Source organism: Thalassospira sp., assembly GCF_040218635.1.
In the GTDB taxonomy this organism is placed as follows: Bacteria; Pseudomonadota; Alphaproteobacteria; order Rhodospirillales; family Thalassospiraceae; genus Thalassospira.
In genome coordinates this window covers 386,697-409,319 of sequence record NZ_JAVJRB010000011.1, presented here as the reverse complement: position 1 = coordinate 409,319, position 22,623 = coordinate 386,697, and the positions used below count along the sequence as shown (strand labels likewise).

The following is a 22,623-nucleotide window of genomic DNA, read 5'->3' as shown; positions in this document are numbered from 1 at the left end:
CGATTAGGCTCCTGCCTGTTGCGTGGTTTGGGCGATGGTATCGAAGCTGCTGTCTTTGGGCGCTTGGGGCTTTGAATGCAGGCGCAGTGCATTGGCGATGACAATCAAGGATGATGACGACATTGCAATCGCAGCAATCAGCGGCGTGACAAAACCAGATACCGCAAGCGGGATGGTGATCAGGTTGTAGGTAAAGGACAGGGCGAAATTCTGCCGTACCAGTTTGTCTGCGGTGCGGGCAACATCAATTGCTTCAATCACCGCACCTAGCTTGTCGCCCTGAAAGACAATATCAGCGGCATTCTGTGAAATTTCGGCGGCTGTTGCGGGGGACATGGATGCATGGGCACAGGCAAGGGCCGGGGCATCATTGATCCCGTCACCAACCATCAAATCAAACTGTCCTTGGTCTGCGCGCGCCTGAATATGGGATGCCTTTTGGGTTGGCGACATGCGGGCCTGCCAATTTTCAAGGCCAAGCGTTTCGGCCAATTGTTGTACTGTGCTTTCCCGATCCCCAGACAGCAAACCCACATCAAAGCCCCGTGATTGTAATTGACCAATCACGCTTCTGGCGTCAGGGCGGAGTGTATCGCGAAAGATAAAGCGTGTTGCCGCCTTGCCCGGTTCTGCAAGCCACAATTCCGGCCCGACAATACCGCTTGGAAGATCGGCATTTTCAGCAACACCGCAAAAATCACGACTGCCAAGACGAATCGGGCCAGTCGGGTCCTGCGCGATCAGTCCTTGACCGGGATGTTCCGTGACGTTTGACCGTGGTGCGACGGTGCCGGCTGCGCGAAGCAGGGCACGTGACAGCGGGTGATTGCTGTTGGCCGCGATTTCTGCCGCAAGGATCAGGGTTTTATCATCCGGGCTTCCGACCAGTTCGGGTTTGCCGGTGGTCAGGGTGCCGGTTTTATCAAAAATAACGCCGGTGATTTTGGTCAACCGTTCAAGTGCGGTTGCCGATTTCACCAAAATACCTGCGCGTAAAAGCCGCCCGGTCGCGATGACCTGAACAACCGGGACCGCCAGAGCCAACGCACAGGGGCAGGTAATGATCAATACGGCAATTGCATTCATCAAGGCATCATGCCAAGGCAGGCCACCAATCAGCCACCAACCAGCAAATGTTGCCAAGGAAAGCAGATGGACAACCGGGGCATATGATTTGGCGACCCGATCGGCGATGGCAACATATTTGGCCCGCCCCTGTTCGGCGTTTTCCATCAAACGGACAATTTCAGACAGCAAGGTGCCTCCGCCGGTTGCGGTAACACATATGCGCAACGGGGCCGAAATATTGGTGGTCCCGGCAAATACATTTGTTCCGGGCCGTGTCAGTACAGGAATGCTTTCGCCGCTAATGACGCTTGTATCGATGTCGGACTGACCATCAATGACTTTGCCGTCGACGCCAATACGTTCGCCCGCAGCGGTGAGGACAATCATGCCCGGTTCGGCTTTTTGTGGGGGTATCAGGCGTCGCGTGCCATCGTCTTCAATCACCGTGATCGAGCGGGCATTTAATGACAAAAGGTGTTCCGCAGCAGACCGGGCCTGACCGCGTGCACGGCCATCAAGATAACGCCCGATCAGCAGGAAAAACAGCAACGTGATTGCACTGTCAAAATAGGCATGGGGTTCACTTCGGATGGTTTGCGCCAAACTCATTCCCAGGGCAAGGATCACACCAAGACTGATCGGAACATCCATATTGACCCGACGATTGCGGATCGCGCCAAGGGCAGACCGATAAAACGGCATCCCGGCATAGGCCGCAGCCGGCAGCGCAATCAGGGCCGATAACCAATGAAACAGATCGCGGGTCGCCCCACCCATGCCCTGAAAATATCCGGCCCAGACCGAGACGGATAGCAACATCACATTCCCCGCTGCAAACCCGGATACTGCCAAACAGCGCAGCAATTCCTTGTTCCGCGATGCGGTTGCCTGTTCAAGGGCGGTGGGGTCAAACGGGATCAGGCGATACCCCATCTGAAGAACCGGGCGAATGAGTGTCGCGATATCTTCAAGCTTATCCTGCCAGCTTAGCCGAAGGCGACGGGTTGTCATGTTGATGCGGGCAGAAAGAACGGCTTCATTTCGCTGTAACAGGGTTTCGATCAGCCAGACGCATGCCGCACAATGAATGCCGTCGACCATCAAACTCAGATGATGGTTTCTGTCGTCATCGGTGCTGGCCAGATCCGTGAAATCAAAGCTTGCGATTTCATCTTCATCCGGACGCAAGGCACGGATTTTCGGATCAATCGCACGGCGCTTGTAATAGGAAGACAGTCCCAGTTCGCCAAGCAGTTTAAATGCACCGGCACATCCCGCACAGCAAAAATCTGGTGCGGCGGGTGACATGGCCGTTACCGGTTCATTGCAATGACGACAAAGGAAAGTCTGGGTCATGGATTAACGACGACGTTCTCGACCGTCTGGTAGTCATCGCCCATGGCGTGGGCAATGGTGCGCAATTGCCAGCGACCGTAAACCGGGAAAGAGGCACTGGCGCGGTATTCGCCCGGCGTAATTTCAGCCATGGGGACGGTCATGTCCAAATCATCCCGATCTGATCGGATCATGACCACCGACATTTTTGCACCCGTTATCGGTTGGGAATCCTTGTCACGGAACAGGACGGTAATGGTGCCGTTCTGATTGATGACGCCGCTTATCGAAAGTTTGCTGCGCCAACCCAATTCGGCCTGACGGGCCGCACCGGAAATCGCAGCGTTGTAATTATTGCCTTCTTCAAAGGCGTGTTTGGTGACAAGGCCGTTCCAACTGGTCATGGAAAACGTGATCAGCGAGATGTTGGCGATCAACATGATGGCAAAGCCGCCAACGAAGTACCACGGAATCCAGCGATCCGATTTACGCGGGCCGTTCGGGTCTGATGAAGGTGACGTCATGTGCGTTGCCATGGGCTATGTTTCCTGTACCGAAGCGTTTTCACGATCAGTGCGCGGTCTTTGGACCGGCAAATACTGTATCATAAGTTTCGGAATTTCCGGTTTCGAGATCGGTTACCTTAAATTCAAACGGGGTTGCCTCGCCTTCAAGTGTTGCCGGTGTTGCTGCAACAAAGACCCGGAAGCTGCCGACCCGGTCCGGGGCGACATCAAGGTTAAAGCTGCCATCCTGATTGGGCGTTTGACCAATGATTTGCAGATCGGTGGTCGCAAGACCCGTGACCGACAAAATATAGGTTTTTTCCGCCTGCTCCTTATTCAGAACCTTGACGGTGTAGCCGTTGCGGACATCGCCATCCGACAATGTGACAAACAGCGGATTGCGGTCGCGCAAGACATTGAGTTCAAGAACCGAGCGGTTAAACAAGCCAAACATCATGACTGCCGCGACGATCATTAAAACTGCCGTGTAGAAAACAGTGCGCGGGCGGACAAGGCGGATGCGAGTGGCTTTTCCAACAGCGCGAAGTTGCGTGTTCTGGACCGAGTCAAACCGGACCAGATCACGCGGAAAACCAACTTTGTCCATGATGTCGTTGCAGGCATCAATGCACAGGCCGCAGCCAATGCATTCCATCTGCAAACCATCCCGAATATCAATCCCGGTCGGGCAGACATTCACACAAGCATGGCAATCAATGCAGTGACCGGTTTCGGGGACTTCGCCGCGTGCAAGGTTTTTACGTTTGATCGGGCCACGGGTTTCGCCGCGCCATCCTTCATAGGTGACGATCAGGCTTTCATCATCAAGCATGGCCGATTGAAAACGCGGCCATGGGCACATATAGGTGCAGACCTGCTCCCGTGCCCAACCTGCCAGAAGATATGTCGAAGATGTCAAAAACGCGATGGTGACATAAACGGCCAGGGATGCGTTGCCGGTGAAAACATCAATGATCACGGTTGGTGCATCGTTGAAATACAAAACAAATGCACCGCCAGTGATCATGGAAATGACAACCCAAGCCAGATGGGTCGCACCGATTTTCCAGATTTTTTCCAGCGTCCATTTTGATTGATCAAGGCGAACCCGGGCGTTTCGATCCCCCTGAATATAGCGTTCAACCAACATGAACAAATCGGTCCAGACCGTTTGCGGGCAGCCATAGCCACACCAGATACGGCCAAACAGCGATGTTGCCAAAAACAAACCGATAGCGGCCATGATCAGGATGCCGGTGATGTAATAGACTTCCTGAGGCCAGATTTCGATGAAGAAGAAATAAGCCCGGCCCAAGTCCATATCGATCAGAACGGCCTGATCAGGGGCAGTTGCCCCGCGATCCCAGCGCAACCACGGGACAAGCCAGTAAATAGCGAGAAGTGCTACCAGAGCGAACCATTTCAGGTTCCTGAAATATCCCGACACCCGTTTTGGATAGACCTTATCGCGGGTTTTATAAAGTGGCTGGTCAAGATCATCGTCACCATCTGCGGTGATGGTGTTTGGATCGGGGTGTTGCAAATTGGACATGGCCATGTTCGCTACCTGAGTTTGACGCCGCAATTTTCGGGCTGCTCTCTATGTAGAAACGTAGAAGCCACCAGCCAGATGATGCGGATATGCTGTCATGACATTGCATATGTCTGACAGTTTTGTGGGGCAGGCTCGAATTATTCAAATCTGATATTGAAAGTACGAAAAGCCCGCCGCAGTCACCATGATACATATCAATTTCTGACAGGATCATTTTGGTGATGGTGCGGCGGGCATTCTGTATTTCTAAGCTTACTGACCACCACCAAGGGAGTGGACATAGACGGTCAGCATTTTGATGGTTTCTTCATCCAGACGACCGCCCCAAGCAGGCATCACACCACGGCGTGAATTGGTGACAGATTCGGTCAGGGTGGATTTGTCCCCGCCATAAAGCCAGATGGCATCGGTCAGGTTTGGTCCGCCAAGCTCCTGAACGCCTTTGGCATCATCGCCGTGACAGGATGCGCAGTTTTCTTCAAAAACAACAGCACCACGATTTGCAGATTCTGCATCTGTCGCGCGGTTGGTGAAGGCCATAACATATTGAACGACGTCTTCGATCTGATCACGTTCAAGCAAACCGTCACGGCCAAATGCAGGCATGTCGTTGAAACGGGTATCTTCGTTGGCATCCCAGCGAATACCGACATGAAGCGTTTCATTGATGGCATCAAGCGATCCGCCCCAAAGCCATGCATCATCCTGAAGCGACGGGAAGCCCGGATTGCCCGACCCACCCGTGCCATGACATGGGGCACAGTTATCCGCAAAGATGGCTTTGCCCCCGGCCATGGAGAAGTTCAGAAGTTCAGGATCATTGACGACTTCTGAGACATCCAACGCAGCCAAACGTTCCATATAGGGTGCTCGTTCAGCGGCCACATTGGCCATGGTTTCATGAAGTTGGGTGCGGTTGGTCGTGCCAAACGTACCTTTGAGATAGTCGGTCGCACTTGGCCATGATGGATAGACCACCCAATAGCCAACCGACCAGATGATGGTGACCCAGAAAACATAGACCCACCATGACGGCAAGGGGGTATTGAGCTCCTTGATGCCGTCCCATTCATGGCCGGTGGTTTCACGCCCGGATACTTGGTCTTTCTCGACTTTTGTCGACATTGCTCGATTCTCCCCTTAATCCTGATCCCGCAACGGGATTTGGGCGTGGTCTTCCATGTCCTGATTGCGCTTTTTGCTGGGCCACATGACCCAGGCAATGATTGCGCCGAACAAAAGCATCAGCCACAGCCCCCACAGAGGGCGGAAAAATTCAGCGAGTTGCGTAAAGAATTCCATGACGTTTCCTTTGCCCTAGCGCAGGTTCATCTGCGGGTTATAGGTCGTGAAATCGACCATCCGGCCCAACACCTGCAGATACGCAACCAGCGCATCCATTTCGGTCAGTTTTTCCGGATTTCCGTCAAAATCACCTGTCGCCGCATTCGGATAGCGTGCAAGGAAATCATCGTCATAGGCCGCGTCCTCGCTGGCCTGCAGGTAAAGGTCTGCCTTTGCCGCTTCGATCATTTCGTCGGTATAGGGAACCCCAACCATTTTAAGCGTTTCGAGATGGGCACGGGCGTCATCGAATTTCAGTTTACGCTCGGCCAAAAACGGGTAGCCGGGCATGATCGATTCCGGCACAACCGCGCGCGGATCAATCATGTGGGCGACATGCCAGTCATTGGAATATTTGCCGCCAACACGGGCCAAATCGGGACCGGTACGTTTTGATCCCCACTGGAACGGATGGTCATACATCGATTCCGCGGCAAGGCTGTAATGGCCATAACGTTCGACCTCGTCACGGAATGGACGGATCTGCTGGGAATGGCAATTATAGCACCCTTCGCGGAGATAGATGTTGCGACCGGCCTGCTCAAGCGGCGAGTACGGACGCACGCCTTCGACCTTCTCGATGGTTTGTTCCATCGTGAAAAGCGGGACGATTTCGACAATGCCACCAATGATGATGGTCAGGAAAATGCCAAGGATCAGAACAAAGACGTTCTTTTCAACAATATGGTGTTTTTTAAGAAGCATATCTCGTTCCCCCTTATTCAGCTGCAACGGGTGCAGGTGTGCCAATCGGTGCTTCATCGCGCAGATCGCCACGGATTGTCTTGTAGACGTTCCAGACCATCAGGAATGAACCGAGTACGAACAACAGGCCGCCAGTTGCACGAATGATGTAATAGGGATGCATCGCTTCAACGGTTTCGATGAAGGAATATTGCAAGAAGCCCAGTTCGTCATAAGCGCGCCACATCAGGCCCTGCATGATCCCGGAAACCCACATCGAAGTGATGTAAAGAACGATCCCGATGGTCGACAGCCAGAAGTGATGTGACACAAGACGCATCGAATAAAGCCGTTCACGGTGCCACAGAACCGGGATCAGGAAATAGATCGCCCCGAAGGAGACAAAGGCAACCCAACCAAGTGCCCCGGAATGCACGTGACCAATGGTCCAGTCGGTATAATGTGACAGGCCGTTGACCGCCTTGATCGACATGACCGGCCCTTCGAAGGTCGACATGCCATAGAAGCCAACAGCAGCGACCATGAAACGCAGAACCGGATCGGTGCGCAGTTTGTCCCATGCACCCGAAAGCGTCATCAGGCCGTTGATCATCCCGCCCCACGATGGCATCCACAACATGATCGAAAACGTCATGCCAAGGGTTTGTGCCCAATCGGGAAGTGCAGTGTAATGCAGATGGTGCGGACCAGCCCAGATATAGAGGAAGATCAGCGCCCAGAAGTGAATGATCGACAGGCGATAAGAATATACCGGGCGTTCCGCGCGTTTCGGGATGAAGTAATACATCATCCCCAAGAAACCGGCAGTCAGGAAGAAACCAACCGCATTATGGCCATACCACCACTGGGTCAGGGCATCTTGTACGCCTGAGAACATCGAATAGGATTTGGTACCCATGAACGACACAGGAATGGCAAGGTTATTGCCGATATGGAGCATCGCAATGGTCACAATAAAGGCCAGATAGAACCAGTTTGCGACGTAAATATGCGGTTCACGCCGTTTCAACAGGGTGCCGACAAAGACTGCCAGATAGCAAACCCAAACCACTGTCAGCCAGATATCAACAAACCATTCCGGTTCGGCATATTCACGGCCCTGGGTCGTTCCCGTGACATAGCCGATTGCGGCCATGACGATGAACAGTTGATATCCCCAGAAAACAAATGCCGGCAGTGACTTGCCACCATAAAGCGACGCGCGGCAGGTGCGCTGTACAACGTAAAACGATGTCGCCAGAAGCGCGTTACCGCCAAAGGCAAAAATGACCGCAGACGTATGCAGCGGGCGCAGACGTCCAAAGTTCAGAAATTCGTTATCGAAATTGAGAACCGGAAAAGCCAACTGCCATGCAATGACATCACCGACCAAAAATCCGATTACGCCCCAAAACACGGTCGCCAATGCGCCCCAGCGCACAACGTCCATATTATAGTCGACAGCAACAGATGGTGACGCTGTCTGTGCCATGCTCCCCTGGCTCATGCTTGACTCCCGTTCAAGGTCTTCGGGTGAACTGTCCAAAACCTTCTTGGACAATTTCATCAGTCCCCGTGAACTAACGGCGCGGGCGCCGATAACTCACCTGCACAAAAAGCCCCACCCACTTAGCGTGTTCTTAAAGTCGAACACGTTCGGTTTCAGGCGAGGTTTTCTAATCTGTTCGACAAGTATGCGGGCAGGCAGGACGAAAACCATTGATCCACGTCAATATCAACGCGAAAAACCCGTCATAATTTCAATCATAGAAAACGACATGCCTGTTGGTCGGGCCGTCAAGTGCTGGGAATATTTATGCCAACAAAACCGGCAAAGGGTGTTGATGCACATCAAGGTTGGTCGGGTTTATTTCCGGCATGATCCGGGAAATTATAAAGTTTAAGGTCAGGGTCATGCCAGAAGTCTATCAGGCACTTCCACTTACATCCCACACAGCGGACATGACCTTTCCGCTGGTTCAGATGTTGCAGGTTGATCTGACATTTGTGCGGTGGCGCGCCTTTGTGGATAAGTATTGCCTGCCGGTCATCAAAAACGAACAAGCCGGGCAGGATTACGGGGATAGCATCCTGTGGCAGCGCCAGCGCGGCATCATCGTTATTGCCAATGAACGTGGCTATATCCACGGGCTGTTTTCCTATCATGTCCGCGATGACATGACGGATGGTCTTGTTCTTCACGTGGACAATGTCATGGCCGTCGAAATCGTTGCCGGGGACTATGTTCTGGATGCGATGGGGGGTGCCATGACCCGGTTGGCCAGCGACCATGATTGTCGCAACGTTTATGTTTCCCTTGGCGAGATGGAAGGCCGACTACGCGACTATTTTGCCAAGGCAGGTTTTGTCCCCAGCAAAGTGCGCTATTGCGCGCCGGCAACGCCCAAACTTTCCGCCTGACGGAGCCGTTTGCGAATACGCGAAAGGGCGATGGGGGTGATGCCGATAAAGCTTGCAATTTGTGCTTGTGTCAGGCGCGGGACGATGTTGGCATATTCCGCGATAAATCCCTGATAGCGATCTTGGGCCGACAGACAGAGAAATTCATATTCGCGCTTTTCTTTCCGCAGGCTGACCTGTTCGTTGAAATCAAAAAATATCGCCAATAAATCGGGGCTTTCTGATGTGGCCAAGCGAAGTTTATCATACGGAAATGCCGTGATTTCGCAGTCTTCAAGGCAGGTTATGGCAAAATGGCTGGCCTCCCCCAAAATCTGGCAGCGCCGTGATCCCATCACCGCATTTTCAGCAAAAAAGCTTTTGATCCATTCTTTGCCTTCAAACGTGACATAGGACATTTGGGCCAGACCTTTGCGCAGGAAAATCACGTCCTTACAAATTTCGCCCTGTTTAATGATCTGCGCACCTTTGGCAAACCGTGCGGTGCGTATGTGACCGGCCAGATGCCGGTTACTTTCCAGCTGCTTAATTAATCCGCCAAAATCCATGACCAATAAACCCGGGTTAATGCAAGATGGGTGTGCACGTTAGATCCTTACCGCTGATTTGATCTTACGAGTACGCGGTAGGAACGCCCATTATGAACAAACAAACCGGAATTGTCCTGATCACTGGTGCCACATCGGGGATCGGGTTGGAATTGCTCCGGATTTATCACGCACAAGGGTTCGAGATTGTCGCGCATGGTCGCTCAGAACAGAAACTGGCCGTACTTCAGGATCAATATCCCGGCCTTCATATTGTTAAAGCCGATCTGAGCGATCCGGACGCGGTCGATGCAATGATGCGCGATGTTTTAAACGCATATCCCGATATCAGACTGATCTTTAACAATGCCGCCATTCAGGAACGGGGTGTTTTCACCGAAGTCGGTTTTGATCCGGACGTGGCCCAGCGCGAAATTGCAATCAATCTGTTTGCGCCAATCGGCATATGTCATGCCTTCATAGCAAAATACGCAAATAGTAACCGGCCAAGACCCCTGTCCGATCCCATGGCGCTCCGGATCGTCAATATTTCGTCGGGCCTTGCATTTTTCCCGAAAACAAGCGGTGCGATCTATTGTGCAAGCAAGGCCGCCTTGCACAGTCTGTCGCAAAGTCTGCGGTATCAACTTGCCGCCGCAGGCATTCCGATTGCGATTAGCGAAGTGTTCTTACCCGTTGTTGATACGCCCATGACCGAAAGCCGCAAGATGCGCAAGATTTCAGCCCGGAAAGCTGCTCTTGCCATCCATGACGGTATTGATGCCGGTCTTAATGAGATTTATGTCGGGAAGGCACGGTGGATCCCGATCATCACCCGCCTGTCGCCGTCCCTGATGAAATCAATTCTGCGCAACGGATAGGGAGTCGGCGTCATGAAAGATCTTTTGAAAACGGGATTGGTTCTGGCGATTTGCTTTGCCACGACCTTTGGCATTCTGGTTGCGACGGGCTTGTTGCAGCGTGATGACGTGGTCGGATGGCTCGAATTTGCCCAGGGCATTGATCCATGGCTTGTTGCTGCCATTGTCGTTGGTCTTCTGGTGGCGGATCTTTTTATAGCCGTGCCGACCATGACGGTCACATTGCTTGCGGGATATTTTTTGGGGCCGATAGGTGGGGCATTGGCGGCGGGATCGGGCATGATTTTGGCCGGTGTGACCGGATATATCATCAGCCGAAAATTTGGCCGGGCGCTGTTACGCCGGGTTATCTCGGATGAACAACGGCTTTTAGAAATGGAAGACGTGTTTTCGCGCTATGGCATGGTGGTTTTGATGATTTGCCGGGCCATGCCGATCCTGCCGGAAGTTTCATGTTGTTTGGCCGGGGGCACGCGCATGAAGTTTGGCTATTTCGGGTTGGCCTATTTGATTGGCACGGTCCCCTATGTGATTGTTTGTAGCTGGTTTGGGGCACAAAGTTCGCTTGCCAATCCGATGCCGGCCATTTGGGGGGCTTCCGGGGTGTCATTGGTGATGTGGTCATGTTGGTTTTTCCTGATCCGTCATCACCGGGCACAAAATCGGAAGGTTGCGGAACATAAAGGTGCGTCTATATCCGGGTAAGCGACATATGGACGCAATTTCGAATCAGGACTATAAGGCGGTTATGAACGGTATTCCTTTTGTCAAAATGCATGGTCTTGGAAATGATTTCGTTGTCTTTGACGGACGACGCGATCCTGCTGTGCTTGATCTTGATAACGCAACAGCGGCCAGAATTGCAGATCGCAAGACCGGCGTTGGGTGCGATCAGTTGATTGTGATTGAACCGGCCCTTGATGACATGGCCGATGCATTCATGCGCATCCGCAATAATGACGGTGGCGAGGTTGAGGCATGTGGCAATGCCGCACGCTGTGTCGCCAGCATCGTCATGGGCGAGTTGGGCCGAAAAGACGTCATCATCGAAACGGTGGTCGGGCTTTTGGATTCAAATGGCCTTGCCGATGGGCGTGTGACGGTCGATATGGGGCAGGTCAAACTGGACTGGCGCGATATCCCGTTATCCCAGGCGGTCGATACCAATCATATTCCGCTGTCACTTGGACCGCTTTCCGATCCGGTCGGTGTTAATGTCGGCAATCCGCACGCGGTGTTTTTTGTCGATGATGCCGAGGCGATTGATATCGAAAAGCTTGGACCGGTTCTTGAACATCACGAAATGTTCCCGGAACGTGCGAACATCGAAGTGTGCAGCATTGTTGGTGAAAACCAGATCCGCATGCGGGTGTGGGAACGCGGTGTTGGCATAACCCGCGCATGTGGCACAGGTGCCTGTGCGGTTGGGGTTGCGGCAGCGCGTCGCGGTCTGACAGATCGCAAAACCGAAATCATTCTTGATGGTGGCAAACTGACCATCGAATGGTTGCCTGATGATCATGTGTTGATGACCGGGCCGGTGGCGACCAGCTTCCAGGGTTTTTTGCATTCATCCCTTTTGGGACAGCATTGATTACATTTTAAATTCCGGCCAGCACATCACGTGACTGGCCGAAATTTTATGCCGATATCATTTACAGGTAATCTTACGGACCCCATCTGGTCTTGCGTCGATTGCACTGATCGGGCAAAACAGGGCGCATCAGGATTTGGTTCGATCCATGTCGGGACATCCCCCTCCCGTCTTTTGTAAAACTCAAAAGCAGGTTCAGATAATGGCTGACTTTAATACGCTTGACGGTGTCAATGTCGCTGGCAAGCGCGTTTTGCTGCGCGCTGATCTTAACGTTCCGATGAAGGATGGTGTTGTTGGCGATACGACCCGTATCGAACGGACTGTTCCCGGACTGATCGAACTGGCCGATGCCGGCGCGAAACTGGTTGTGATTACCCATTTTGGCCGCCCGAAAGGCCAACGCGTCGCAGAGATGACCTTAAAGCCCGTTGCAGAAGCACTCGCCAAGCAGCTTGGTCGCCCGGTGAAGTTTGCCGATGACTGTATCGGGGCGACAGCAGAGGACGTGGTCAACAGCCTTGAGAACGGCGAAATCGCGCTTTTGGAAAACCTGCGCTATCATGCAGAAGAAGAAAAGAACGATCCGGCATTTGTTGCGGAACTGGCCAAACTTGGCGACATTTTCGTCAATGATGCCTTTTCCTGTGCGCATCGCGCCCATGCATCAACCGAAGGTCTGGCACGCGCACTTCCGTCTTATGCCGGTCGTCTGATGCAGGCTGAACTAGAAGCACTTGGCAATGCGCTTGAAGCACCGAAACATCCGGTGATGGCGATTGTTGGCGGCGCAAAAATTTCCACCAAGCTTGATCTTCTGGGCAATCTGGTTGCCAGGGTTGATCAGCTTGTTATTGGCGGTGGCATGGCCAACACGTTCCTTGCGGCCAAAGGTGTCAATGTTGGCAAATCGCTTTGCGAACATGATCTTCTTGCAACCGCACGCGAGATATTCACCAAGGCAGAAGCTGCCAATTGTGAAATCGTTCTGCCGGTCGATGGTCTGGTGGCCAAGGAATTTGCCGCAAACGCACCGCATGATGTTTCAGACATCAATGATGTCGCATCTGATGGCATGATCCTTGATGCCGGTCCGAAGACCATTCTGGATCTGAATGCGCGTCTTGAAGCCTGTGAAACACTGGTTTGGAACGGACCGCTGGGTGCGTTTGAAATTACCCCGTTTGATACCGCGACGGTTTCGGTTGCCCAACATGCCGCCAAACTGACCAAGGCGGGCAAGCTTCTGTCGGTTGCCGGTGGCGGCGATACGGTGGCGGCCCTGCGTCATGCAGATTCCGATCAGGCATTTTCATATGTCTCGACCGCCGGCGGGGCATTCCTTGAATGGCTTGAAGGTAAAACCCTTCCGGGTGTTGCAGCGCTTAGTACCAAGTGAAGATCATCTGACCAAGACTGAAAATGACAAACCCCGCCAAATTGGCGGGGTTTTCTTTTACGTAAGGCCCCTGACTGATGATGGGCCCTCACGCTTTTTCCGGATAGAAAATAAGGCCGATACTGTGCAGAACCGGCGGGATTGAGCGAATGATATGGGCAAGACCCAGAACCAGTACGCCATGGGATGTGCCGACATTCCCCGACATCACATCATCAAAAAGAGTATCCCCGGTGTCGCTTAATGCGGTGAACAGCAATATGAAGCCCACAGAAGCATCGACCCACTGGTTCCGCACCCATGATTCGACCTTTTTAAGGAAAGGAAACATCATTTAACCTCTTGTTGCGTAAGTAAGAGATGCAGCAAGGAAGTGTCTTCCTGATTTTCTGTTTCTCTTAAGTCAAATGTAGCGGGGCGGTTGGTTTCGGTGATGTGTGGCGGAAATCTTCATGTTCTTGGCAGGGTTTCGGGCCGAGTTTCGCTAGCGTCTCGGCCCTGATCTTATTGTTTGTTGACGTCCGGCAGATTGTTTTGCGCGGTGGTCTGCATGATGGTGTCGCGATCTTTCAGGAAGCTGGCATAGCCGTTTTCCATCATGGAGCCACCCAGTTCGATATAGACCGTAAAGAGGCGCGAAAGGGTATCTGCCTCGTCCGTATCGAGAATCGACAGCAATTCGCCGGACCGCGCCTGACCGGTTTCAAAATGTTCCCACGCACGTTCAAGCAGGATGCCACCAAGATAATCAAGGTCGTCATATTTCCCCTGACCAATCACATTGCGAATTTCGCCAAGGGTAATGTCGGCCGCAATCAGAATTTCTGCCGGAATGGTGACAAGGCGGTCGGGGCCTTTGATGTCTTCGGGAAGATCACGCAGGATATGAATAATGTAGCAAAAAATCGCCATATCGCGTGCATGGTAGACCGGTGGATTGGTCAGTGGCGAGGTATAGCCGATGTCCGGATCATATCGGGCGGACAGTAAATAGACAAAAATCGATGCCGGGGCAGCCGTCGCACCTTCGCAATAGGCGATGAAGTCATCCCATTCATCCATCGGTTCTTCGGCAACGTCACGATGAAGCGCATCTGCCAGTTCGACCCATGGTTCCGGTGACAGGTCGCTACGGCCCAGTGTCGCGCGCAAGGCTTCATAAACATCATTATTCAGCGGACCGGTTTCGGGAAGCGGGTTTTCTGCACCGGCCTTGGCGGAGATGATCTGTGCCTGCCACTGATCAATTGTTTGAATGATGTTTTCACGATGGGCATCGCGTTCTGCATCAGACAGTTCCAGAAACCCGTCATCGACAATATCGTCTATGACGCGCATGGAAGCATAACTTGCCAAAAAGAAACGTTGGCGTTCCGGGGAAAGCCGCATGGCTGCACGGTAAAGATTGGCGTTTTTGGCTGCTGCAAGTTGGTTGCAGGCGTCAAACGGTGCGCCAAGTACAGACTGTTCTGGTGGGAGCGAATGGCTCATGCGTCTCTATATGTCCCTTTGGTTTGCCTTTCAAAGAGTCATACAGGACTGCCTGGCCTGTGCAACAGCGTAATTTAGTCGCGCAACAGAAATGCCAAATCAGAATTCGATGCGATAACGGGCTGTCAGGCCCAGCATGGCGTCAATGCCGTCCAGAATACCCTGATCAGGCGGGGTTGGTGTGAGGCTGTGCGACACACTGCCATGCAAGCCAATCCAGATATCTTCAAGCGGCATGTAAGATAAAGATGCGGCAAGACCAGCATCGTTAAAGGCGCTGTTACTTCCCGATATCAAAGCCCGTTGGCGGGGCTGTTCAATTGCCAGCCCGCCTGTTTGGTAAATGCCGATATTATCCGTTGTGGCGGCATTCAGATCCAGAAACGGCCCGACGGCAAAACCGACATCCGGTGTCGGGGAATAGCCAAGACCAATTTGGGCGCTGATGCCTTGTTGGTTGTTGGTGTTGCTATCGAGTTCCAACCAGAATTGATCGGTTCTATCTGGTTCATCGGGGGCAGACCGCAGTGAAATGCCATAGCTTGTCCGACCAGAAAAATAATTACCAATCCCGTCATGTCCTGCAGGCGGGAGTATACCCGTGGCAAAGCCGCCGCCAAATGCCAGCCGGGATGACGGGGTGACAGTTTCCGCGGTTTCATTTGATTGCGCGTACGCAGCATAAATCGGGCCCAAACCTGTGCTGATGCAGGTGGCCAGAATTAATGTAAGCAGCGAGCGTTTTATCAAATGCAGTTTCGTCATGCCGCCTGTTCCCACAGGTGATCAAACAAACACAACAATCGACGCATTGGTCCGGGATCGTCCAGATGAATGGACAAATCAGAGCAGTATCAGTGTCGGTCCCATACCAACCATATGTCTGCCCGCAGCGACCAATTTAAGTATGGTTCTATGCGGTCAGGATCGTATTTGTTCAGGTTCTTTGGCGGGAAATTGTCAATTTGTGCAAGTGATTTGCAGACTATTGACGATCGATGCCCAGAAAGTCCCTGATTGCGTTGATTTGCGCTTTGTCATTCAGATGGGGAGCATGACCGCAGTTCGCCACTGCAAAAACCGGCATTTGTGGTTTTTTATTTTTCATTTTATCGACGATGGCTTTGGGGATTAGATCGGATTGTTCGCCGCTGATCAGCATAACGGGGCAGGGAAGGGCGTCAAATTCGGGCCAAGCATCAAAGGAATCAATATGTTCGGCAAAGACGCGCATGACTTCGGCATCATAATGCATCATGAAATTGCCATTGGGCAGGCGCCGCACGGAACGAGATGCCAAAAACGCCCAAGTCGCATCATCGGCAACGCCAAACGGGGCATAGACCAGTCGGACAAGCTTTTCGACATCATCAATGGTTTCAAATTCCGGCGATGCGCCGACATAAGATTTAATGCGTGCAACAGCATCGGGATCAAGTTCCGGGCCGATATCATTCAGCACAAGTTTTTCAATCCGACCGGCGACTTCGGCGGTGGCATAGAGCCCGATCAACCCGCCCATGGAAGTGCCGATCCAGTCACAGGTTTGAACGCCAAAATGATCAAGCAGTTCGAACATCTGCGCGACATAGAATGGCACGGTATATTCCGCATCGGGATCCTTGGCCCAACCGGAAAAACCGCGCCCGATCATGGTGGGGCACAGAACATAATACTGATCGGTGAAATGCGGTGCGACATGGTCAAAATCATCGGCCAAGCGGGCCAGACCATGCATCATGATCAAGGGACGTTTGGATGGATCACCCCATGCCCTGACATGGACTTCATAACCGCAGCATTTGACGAAATGTTCGCGAAACTCTGCCATAGATGGCTCCTTGTCAGGGGATGTCTTATCAGATGATCATTCTGAACGTTTGCGGGCAATCATGAACAGGCGGTTGAACGGAAACAGGGTGCGGCCATCTTCACGCGACGGGTAGACCTGATTAAGACGGTCTTTGTATTTCTTGGTCAAGCTCGCGCGGGCGTCATCATCGGGAAGGGCGGCCAGCACCGGACGCAATATGGTCGAACTGGTCCAGTTATACACCGCATCGGGTCCGGTCAGGACGTGACAATATTGTGTCTGCCACAGATCAATGTCGTCACAGGTTGGCGCGAGAACATCAAAGTAGTCGCCCGGGCGCATAATGCGGGCCACATGCATTGCTTCTGCCACTTCCTTGCGCCATTCAATGCCCGCTTCGCCGATCAATTGATGGCTGGGTGCCAGAAAGTTGTTTGGCACCTGAATGGCAATAAAACCACCGGGGCGGACAAATTCAATCAGTTTGGGAAACAGTGTGGAATGTTCGGGCACCCAATGCAGGGCCGCATTGGAAAATAACAGATCCACCTGACCATCGGGTTCCCATGAGGCGATGTCGGCTTTTTGCCATTCGATATTTTCAGAACGTTTGCGGGCGGTTTCAAGCATCTCGTCCGAAGAATCGACCCCGACAATACGTGGCGCATCATCACCGGACGCGGCAAAGGCATCGGCCAGAACTGCGGTCACCGATCCTGGGCCGCAGCCCAGATCGACAATATGACGGGGCGAAAACCCACTTGCTGCTTTGGGCAGGCGGGCGATCAAATCGATGGCCGGTCGCAGGCGTTCATTGCCAAACAAACCGTAGCGGGCAGGATCCCAATGTGTATTGCTCATAAGTGATTCTTAGAGCTTTTCGGGGTGATTTTAAAGCATTTGATGTTGGTCGTGGCCGATCAGTGATCAGATGCTTCTAGCTGGTCATAATGTCCCTTGATCAGATGGAACATGAACAGCACCGCACCAATGAAAAGTGCCAGCCCAACAAAGTAGGAATAACCGTCATGCGAGCCTGCTGAATAAAACAGGCCGAAAAGACCAACCGCGATGGTCAAAACACCAAAGATAAACCGATCCGTCGCCATGGTAGAGTTCCTTGTGTCGTAAGTGTCTGATAATTCGTGAAATAAAGCGAAACACATGTCGCTTCAAAGCCGCAACCTGTTTCTTTATGCATTTTTCATTTCACGAATTCTTTGAGGTACATCATGAAACGCGTCGGCAAGTTGCAAATAAACGGGGCGTTTGAACGGAACGATCAGGTCCGGCAAAGTCACCAGATCGTTCCAGCGCCAGTCGTCAAATTCCGGATTTGGGACATCAATTTTGATATGCTTGTCCTTGCCGGTAAAGCGCATGGCGAACCATTTTTGTTTCTGGCCGCGATATTTTCCTTTGAACGCTTTGCCGATCAAATGGTCAGGCAGATCATAAGTCAACCAGCCGGGGGTTTCGGCAATGATCTCGGCCTTGCTTGTGCCGATTTCTTCTTTAAGTTCGCGCATTGCGGCTTCAACCGGGGTTTCCCCGTAATCAATCCCGCCTTGTGGCAATTGCCAGGCCCCCTCGAACCCAAGCCGGTTTCCCATCCAGACCAGACCATCTTCATTAAATAATGCAATGCCGACACACGGCCGGTACGGCAGGTCTTCCGCCCGGACTTTGGACTTTTTGCGGGTATCGTCAGTCGATGGGGTCGGGGACTTTTTTGCCATGGTTCTTCCTGATTGATTGATGCCCGACATGCGGGGCATTCATCCCTAGTTTTCGATAGAGCCGCCGCCAGTGTCTTCGCCTTGTGCGGCCTCTTCGGCCATGGCGGCATTTTCACGTTCTTCTGCTTCGCGACGGGCTGCTTCTGCTTCGATTGCGGATTGTGCGGCAACCTGCAGGTTGGCAATCGCGCTGACCGGCACCAGTTCAACACCGAACCGCTTTAATCGAAGCGCCCAACTCCGCAGGCGCTGAATGGTGACCGGATAGGATTGGGCAATGCCAATAGCGGCCCCGTTGCGTTTGGCAATTTCCACCAGCTCAGCCAGATTTGCATCAATCTGACGGCGGCTGAGAACCTGATCGATGATGACATTGCCAATCGCATTTGGCGATCCCGCATTGGCTGCCAGTTGTGCGCCGTAACTGGCAACACCGCTGTTTGATCCTTCGATATACATAAGCCCCGTGCGCGAGATGAATTCAATGATTGGTCTGATCGCACTATCAAGGCTACCGAATTTCGATCCCTGACGACTGACAAGGCCTGCATATCCCGGGAACTGGGCCAGTAACCACTCCAGTCGCACAAGGTTTTCACCTTCTGAAAGCGATGTCAAAAGGGCACGTGGTCCCGGATCAGACAGTGGGAAATCAACCGGTTCCATTGGCAGTTCAAGAAAGACCTCGTGGCCCATCGCACGGGCGTCGCGGGCAACGGTTTGCACATCGCGGGCATAAGGCGATATTGCCAAAGATATATTGAGCGGCAATTTGTTGATGGCGGTTTCGGTTCGCGCTTCATTCAAACCAACCCCGGTCAGCATAATCGCGACATAAGGTTGCCCTTCGACCAATTCGAATGGTCGTTTATAGGCATCAAACGGTGTTGTGCCGTCATCGGCAATCCGCGGGATGCGACCAAAGCTGCCTTCCTCATCAAGACCCGGCAACGGGGCCGGGCGCAACGGATCAGGTTCAATCGGATCGTCAATTGATCCTTCTTCTTCGATCAGGGCAGCAAGTTCTTCGGGTGTTGGGTGATCACCTGATCCGGTGCCATCAGTTTGTCCCGGTGCATCAGTTGCGTCGGCCCCGCTATTAAGCTGATTGGCGATATCTTCAGCCGATAGGGGGGCGTCACCAGTGGCGTCCGATGCGCCATCTTCTGCCTGCGCGCGATCGCGTTCCTGCACATCGCGGACACCACGGGCAATTTCTTCTTGGAGTTCACGTTCCGATCCGGGCACGGCAACGGTTGCTTCGGGTCCCCCCATATGAAACAGCCGCCAGCCGGTTTCCGGATCAAGGATCGGGATCATCGCAACTGCTGTCGCCCCGAAGGGCGACATAAACAGCGTGATGATTAGAAGTTTCGACATCCAGCTGCGCCGCGACTTTGGTCGCTTTGGCAGCTTTTTGGTTTGAATGTCAATTGGCCATTCACTGAAGGGCAGGTCTTCAAGATCAGTTTCGTGTTCATCGTCCTCATCGTCGGCGTCAGTCATCCCGTCGTCAAGGTCGTCGGCCAATTCGTCGGCCATGTCCTCGTCGATGTCGCCGTTGTTCTTTTTACGGAACGGCAAGGAATTTAGGATTTTCCTGAACACGAACAGCTAGTCTCTCACGATGCCCTGCTGGACCTTACCCATGAGGGCGCGGACCAAACAGGGAAATGCCTCGGATCATGTCAAGCGCACGCGAGAGCTGATAATCATCAGTCGCAAGCTGCTCAGCCTGATCGCGGCGGGAATTCGCATCCTCTTCCGCATTTGTTGTGCGGGCATCTTCGTTACGAAGGGCACCACTCAGGGATGCTTCGGAACGTCGCGTTTCCGCTTCGATGCTTTCAAGATGGGCTTGCGGGACAATGATGTCCGGAACAATCCCGACTTCCTGAATGGATTTACCCGACGGGGTGTAATAGCGCGCCGTGGTCAAACGTAGTGCGACATTGCCCGGCATTGGCAGGATGGTTTGAACCGATCCTTTGCCAAAGCTGCGTGTGCCCATGATGACCGCGCGGCGGTGATCCTGAAGCGCACCGGCAACAATTTCAGATGCCGAAGCAGAACCGTCATTGATCAGGACAACCATCGGAAGCCCTTCGGCAAGGTCGCCGGTACGTGCATTGTAACGTTCAGTGTTTTGCGTGTCGCGCGGACGGGTCGAGACGATCTCGCCTTTATCAAGGAAGGCGTCTGATACTGAAATCGCCTGATCAAGAAGACCGCCCGGATTGTTACGAAGGTCAATCACCAGACCCTTGATTTCCGGCCCGATTTGATCGCGCATATCGCCAATCGCACGCTGCAGACCGCTAAAGGTCTGCTCGTTGAATTTGGTGATGCGGATATAACCGATATCTTCTTTGACTTCGGCGCGGACCGACTGGATCTTGATCACGGCACGGGTCAGGGTAACATCAAACGGTGCTGCTTCGCCCTTACGGACAATCGTCAGCAAAATGTCTGTATTGACCTTGCCGCGCATCATTTCGACCGCGTCATTAAGCGTCAGGCCGCGAATGGCGGTGCCATCGATGTGGGTAATGAAGTCGCCAGACTGCAGACCGGCCTTTTCAGCCGGTGTGTCATAGATTGGTGCGATGACTTTGACGAAACCGTCTTCCATCGTGACTTCGATGCCAAGCCCGCCAAATTCCCCACGGGTATCGACCTGCATTTCCTCGAAATTATCCATGTTAAGATATGAGGAATGCGGATCGAGCGACGTCAGCATACCGTTGATTGCAGCTTCGATGAGCTGTTTGTCATCGATATTTTCGACATATTTGGCTTTTACCTGTTCAAAGACATCGCCGAACAGGTTGAGCAGGCGATAGGTCTCGGCCGAAGACGTTGAAGATTGCGCCAAACATGGGGACGCAAGGCCGAAAGTCATGCCGGTCGCGAGAGCGAGTACTGCCAATCGAGAGGTTTTCATCCACTTACCTTGCCGTTTTTCGAGGCCAGCCACGGAAGCGGATTGATTGCTTCCCCGTCCTGGCGCATCTCCAGATACAGTTTTGGCGCAGTTTCACCCATAATACCAACAGGTTCGCCCGCCAAGAGATATTGTCCTACCACACTGTCGAGCCGATCAAAACCGGCGATGAGACTATGGTATCCTTCGCCGTGTTCGATAATCAAGAGTCGGCCGTAACCGCGGAAGGGGCCAGAAAAGACCACTTTACCATCAAATGGCGAGACAACCTGTGCATTTGCACGTGTGCTGATCTCAATTCCTTTTGATCGTGTAACAGTCAATCCATCCGGACCACGTGATTTTTCCCCAAACAGTGTGACGACTTTGCCACTGGCTGGCATGCGTAAATCACCATGGGCCAGTGTTATCGAACTACCAACAGCAAAATCTTCGTCGTTTGTGGTGTCGTTATCGGTCCCGACCTTGCCCGGATCATCTCGATCAACAGGCGGTGGGGGAGGTGTGTTTTTTGCGATGGTCGGAGTGCCCAGCGTATCGGCATCCGGTTCCGTGCGGGTTGCAACTTCAACGTCCGGGCGGGCACGGGGCTTGGGCAGGCCTTCGGCGCGTTTGCGTAAAGTCCGCAAAAGGTCGCCAAGCGATTTAGCTTCGTCGGCAAGGGCGCTGACGGCTTTGGCTGCTTCGTGGGCTTCGGCTTCGGTTGCGGCACGCAGGCGGCGCTTTTCACCAAGCAGCTCGGCAAGGGAAGCACGTTCTGATTGCAGTTCGCTTGTCGCCTTTGCAACGTCACCACGACGATTGCGGATATCTTCGCGCAAGCTGGCGATTTCGCCAAGTTCCTTCCGCAGATCACGTGCATGTTGCTCGACACCGGGCAGGGCTGCTTTTAACAGAACGGCGGAGCGCAAGGTATCCTGCGGCGATGTCGGCAAGGCAATCACAGCTTCTGGTGGGGTGGTCGAGAGGCGCTGCAACGCCATCAGAATGCGGGCATATTGTCCGGCCTTGTCTTCAAGACTGGTCGCGGCACGTTTTTCACGGGATTCCAGCGTTGCAAGCTGATCTTCCATATCGGTCAGGGTCGCTTCAAGACGTTGGGTCCGACGGGCAACTGAAATGGCTTCGGATTGAAGAGCCTGTTCTTCGGTCCAAAGTTCACGCGATTTACGCGACAGGAATTCTTCCTGTTTTTGCTGTTCGGTCAGCTGGCTTTCAAGTTGATCCAGTTCCTGATCAACTTTTTGCAGCGATTGGGCATAAGAAGGTGCGGCCCCGCCCGCGATCAGAACTGCCAAGGCAGTCAGCGCAGGCAGGGTCAT

Annotated in this window: 23 protein-coding genes; 5 read left to right on the top strand and 18 right to left on the bottom strand. The window is 53.0% G+C overall.

The window, feature by feature from the left end:
• Nucleotides 1–3 precede the first annotated feature (3 nt).
• From RIC05_RS13095 to ccoN, 7 genes are all read right to left on the bottom strand, one after another.
• The gene (locus RIC05_RS13095) at nt 4–2,424 is read right to left on the bottom strand and encodes a heavy metal translocating P-type ATPase metal-binding domain-containing protein (RefSeq protein WP_350048293.1); all 2,421 of its coding nucleotides are present in this window, start codon (nt 2,422–2,424) and stop codon (nt 4–6) included.
• Nucleotides 2,421–2,939 carry a FixH family protein gene (locus tag RIC05_RS13090; RefSeq protein WP_350048295.1) on the bottom strand — a complete coding sequence of 173 codons (519 nt, stop codon included), beginning with the start codon at nt 2,937–2,939 and terminating at the stop codon, nt 2,421–2,423. Before RIC05_RS13090 ends, RIC05_RS13095 begins: the two co-directional genes overlap by 4 nt.
• A gap of 34 nt (nt 2,940–2,973) precedes the next feature.
• Nucleotides 2,974–4,467, bottom strand: a complete 1,494-nt coding sequence (gene ccoG, locus RIC05_RS13085) for a cytochrome c oxidase accessory protein CcoG (RefSeq protein ID WP_350048297.1) — start codon at nt 4,465–4,467, stop codon at nt 2,974–2,976.
• Nucleotides 4,468–4,716: 249 nt separating this feature from the next.
• Nucleotides 4,717–5,589, bottom strand: coding sequence for a cytochrome-c oxidase, cbb3-type subunit III (ccoP, locus tag RIC05_RS13080; protein WP_350048299.1), 873 nt, complete (start codon nt 5,587–5,589; stop codon nt 4,717–4,719).
• Between the two features lie 15 nt (nt 5,590–5,604).
• The gene (locus RIC05_RS13075; protein ID WP_350048301.1) at nt 5,605–5,766 is read right to left on the bottom strand and encodes a cbb3-type cytochrome c oxidase subunit 3; all 162 of its coding nucleotides are present in this window, start codon (nt 5,764–5,766) and stop codon (nt 5,605–5,607) included.
• 15 nt (nt 5,767–5,781) lie between these two features.
• Nucleotides 5,782–6,513: a cytochrome-c oxidase, cbb3-type subunit II gene (gene ccoO / locus RIC05_RS13070; protein ID WP_350048303.1), complete on the bottom strand. Its 732-nt coding sequence runs from the start codon at nt 6,511–6,513 to the stop codon at nt 5,782–5,784.
• Nucleotides 6,514–6,526: 13 nt separating this feature from the next.
• A complete protein-coding gene (gene ccoN, locus RIC05_RS13065) occupies nt 6,527–7,984 on the bottom strand; it encodes a cytochrome-c oxidase, cbb3-type subunit I (RefSeq protein WP_502989552.1) in 1,458 nt (485 codons plus the stop codon).
• 422 nt (nt 7,985–8,406) lie between these two features.
• Between ccoN and RIC05_RS13060 the strand changes: the two genes are divergently transcribed.
• A complete protein-coding gene (locus RIC05_RS13060; RefSeq protein WP_350043170.1) occupies nt 8,407–8,913 on the top strand; it encodes a hypothetical protein in 507 nt (168 codons plus the stop codon).
• On the opposite strand, the gene RIC05_RS13055 is transcribed toward RIC05_RS13060, so the two are convergent.
• Complete coding sequence (locus RIC05_RS13055; RefSeq protein WP_350048307.1) at nt 8,877–9,461, bottom strand: Crp/Fnr family transcriptional regulator; 585 nt, start codon at nt 9,459–9,461, stop codon at nt 8,877–8,879. The two genes, RIC05_RS13060 and RIC05_RS13055, sit on opposite strands and share 37 nt — an antisense overlap.
• Nucleotides 9,462–9,553: 92 nt before the next feature.
• Between RIC05_RS13055 and RIC05_RS13050 the strand changes: the two genes are divergently transcribed.
• The 4 genes from RIC05_RS13050 to RIC05_RS13035 all read left to right on the top strand — a co-directional run bounded on the left by RIC05_RS13050 (nt 9,554) and on the right by RIC05_RS13035 (nt 13,314).
• Nucleotides 9,554–10,321 (top strand): SDR family NAD(P)-dependent oxidoreductase, encoded by a 768-nt coding sequence (locus tag RIC05_RS13050; RefSeq protein ID WP_350048309.1) that lies wholly within the window; start codon nt 9,554–9,556, stop codon nt 10,319–10,321.
• Between the two features lie 12 nt (nt 10,322–10,333).
• On the top strand, nt 10,334–11,026 hold the full coding sequence (locus RIC05_RS13045) for a TVP38/TMEM64 family protein (RefSeq protein ID WP_350048311.1): 693 nt from the start codon (nt 10,334–10,336) through the stop codon (nt 11,024–11,026).
• Between the two features lie 7 nt (nt 11,027–11,033).
• Nucleotides 11,034–11,915, top strand: coding sequence for a diaminopimelate epimerase (gene dapF, locus RIC05_RS13040; protein WP_350043174.1), 882 nt, complete (start codon nt 11,034–11,036; stop codon nt 11,913–11,915).
• A 202-nt stretch (nt 11,916–12,117) separates the two neighbouring features.
• Nucleotides 12,118–13,314 carry a phosphoglycerate kinase gene (locus RIC05_RS13035; protein WP_350048313.1) on the top strand — a complete coding sequence of 399 codons (1,197 nt, stop codon included), beginning with the start codon at nt 12,118–12,120 and terminating at the stop codon, nt 13,312–13,314.
• 88 nt (nt 13,315–13,402) lie between these two features.
• On the opposite strand, the gene RIC05_RS13030 is transcribed toward RIC05_RS13035, so the two are convergent.
• The 10 genes from RIC05_RS13030 to RIC05_RS12985 form a co-directional block, all read right to left on the bottom strand.
• Entirely contained in the window at nt 13,403–13,648 is a 246-nt protein-coding gene (locus RIC05_RS13030; protein ID WP_350048315.1) for a hypothetical protein, read from the bottom strand.
• A 170-nt stretch (nt 13,649–13,818) separates the two neighbouring features.
• Nucleotides 13,819–14,805 carry a phytoene/squalene synthase family protein gene (locus RIC05_RS13025; RefSeq protein ID WP_350048317.1) on the bottom strand — a complete coding sequence of 329 codons (987 nt, stop codon included), beginning with the start codon at nt 14,803–14,805 and terminating at the stop codon, nt 13,819–13,821.
• Between the two features lie 99 nt (nt 14,806–14,904).
• On the bottom strand, nt 14,905–15,570 hold the full coding sequence (locus RIC05_RS13020; RefSeq protein ID WP_350048319.1) for a hypothetical protein: 666 nt from the start codon (nt 15,568–15,570) through the stop codon (nt 14,905–14,907).
• Nucleotides 15,571–15,790: 220 nt separating this feature from the next.
• Entirely contained in the window at nt 15,791–16,636 is an 846-nt protein-coding gene (locus RIC05_RS13015; RefSeq protein ID WP_350048321.1) for an alpha/beta fold hydrolase, read from the bottom strand.
• Between the two features lie 36 nt (nt 16,637–16,672).
• The gene (locus RIC05_RS13010) at nt 16,673–17,479 is read right to left on the bottom strand and encodes a methyltransferase domain-containing protein (protein ID WP_350048322.1); all 807 of its coding nucleotides are present in this window, start codon (nt 17,477–17,479) and stop codon (nt 16,673–16,675) included.
• Nucleotides 17,480–17,538: 59 nt separating this feature from the next.
• Nucleotides 17,539–17,727 (bottom strand): hypothetical protein, encoded by a 189-nt coding sequence (locus RIC05_RS13005; RefSeq protein WP_350048324.1) that lies wholly within the window; start codon nt 17,725–17,727, stop codon nt 17,539–17,541.
• 84 nt (nt 17,728–17,811) lie between these two features.
• Nucleotides 17,812–18,357 carry an RNA pyrophosphohydrolase gene (locus RIC05_RS13000; RefSeq protein WP_350048326.1) on the bottom strand — a complete coding sequence of 182 codons (546 nt, stop codon included), beginning with the start codon at nt 18,355–18,357 and terminating at the stop codon, nt 17,812–17,814.
• A 45-nt stretch (nt 18,358–18,402) separates the two neighbouring features.
• Nucleotides 18,403–19,965: a divergent polysaccharide deacetylase family protein gene (locus tag RIC05_RS12995; protein ID WP_350048328.1), complete on the bottom strand. Its 1,563-nt coding sequence runs from the start codon at nt 19,963–19,965 to the stop codon at nt 18,403–18,405.
• A 34-nt stretch (nt 19,966–19,999) separates the two neighbouring features.
• Nucleotides 20,000–21,301 (bottom strand): S41 family peptidase, encoded by a 1,302-nt coding sequence (locus tag RIC05_RS12990; RefSeq protein ID WP_430473271.1) that lies wholly within the window; start codon nt 21,299–21,301, stop codon nt 20,000–20,002.
• Nucleotides 21,298–22,623, bottom strand: coding sequence for a murein hydrolase activator EnvC family protein (locus tag RIC05_RS12985; protein ID WP_350048330.1), 1,326 nt, complete (start codon nt 22,621–22,623; stop codon nt 21,298–21,300). Before RIC05_RS12985 ends, RIC05_RS12990 begins: the two co-directional genes overlap by 4 nt.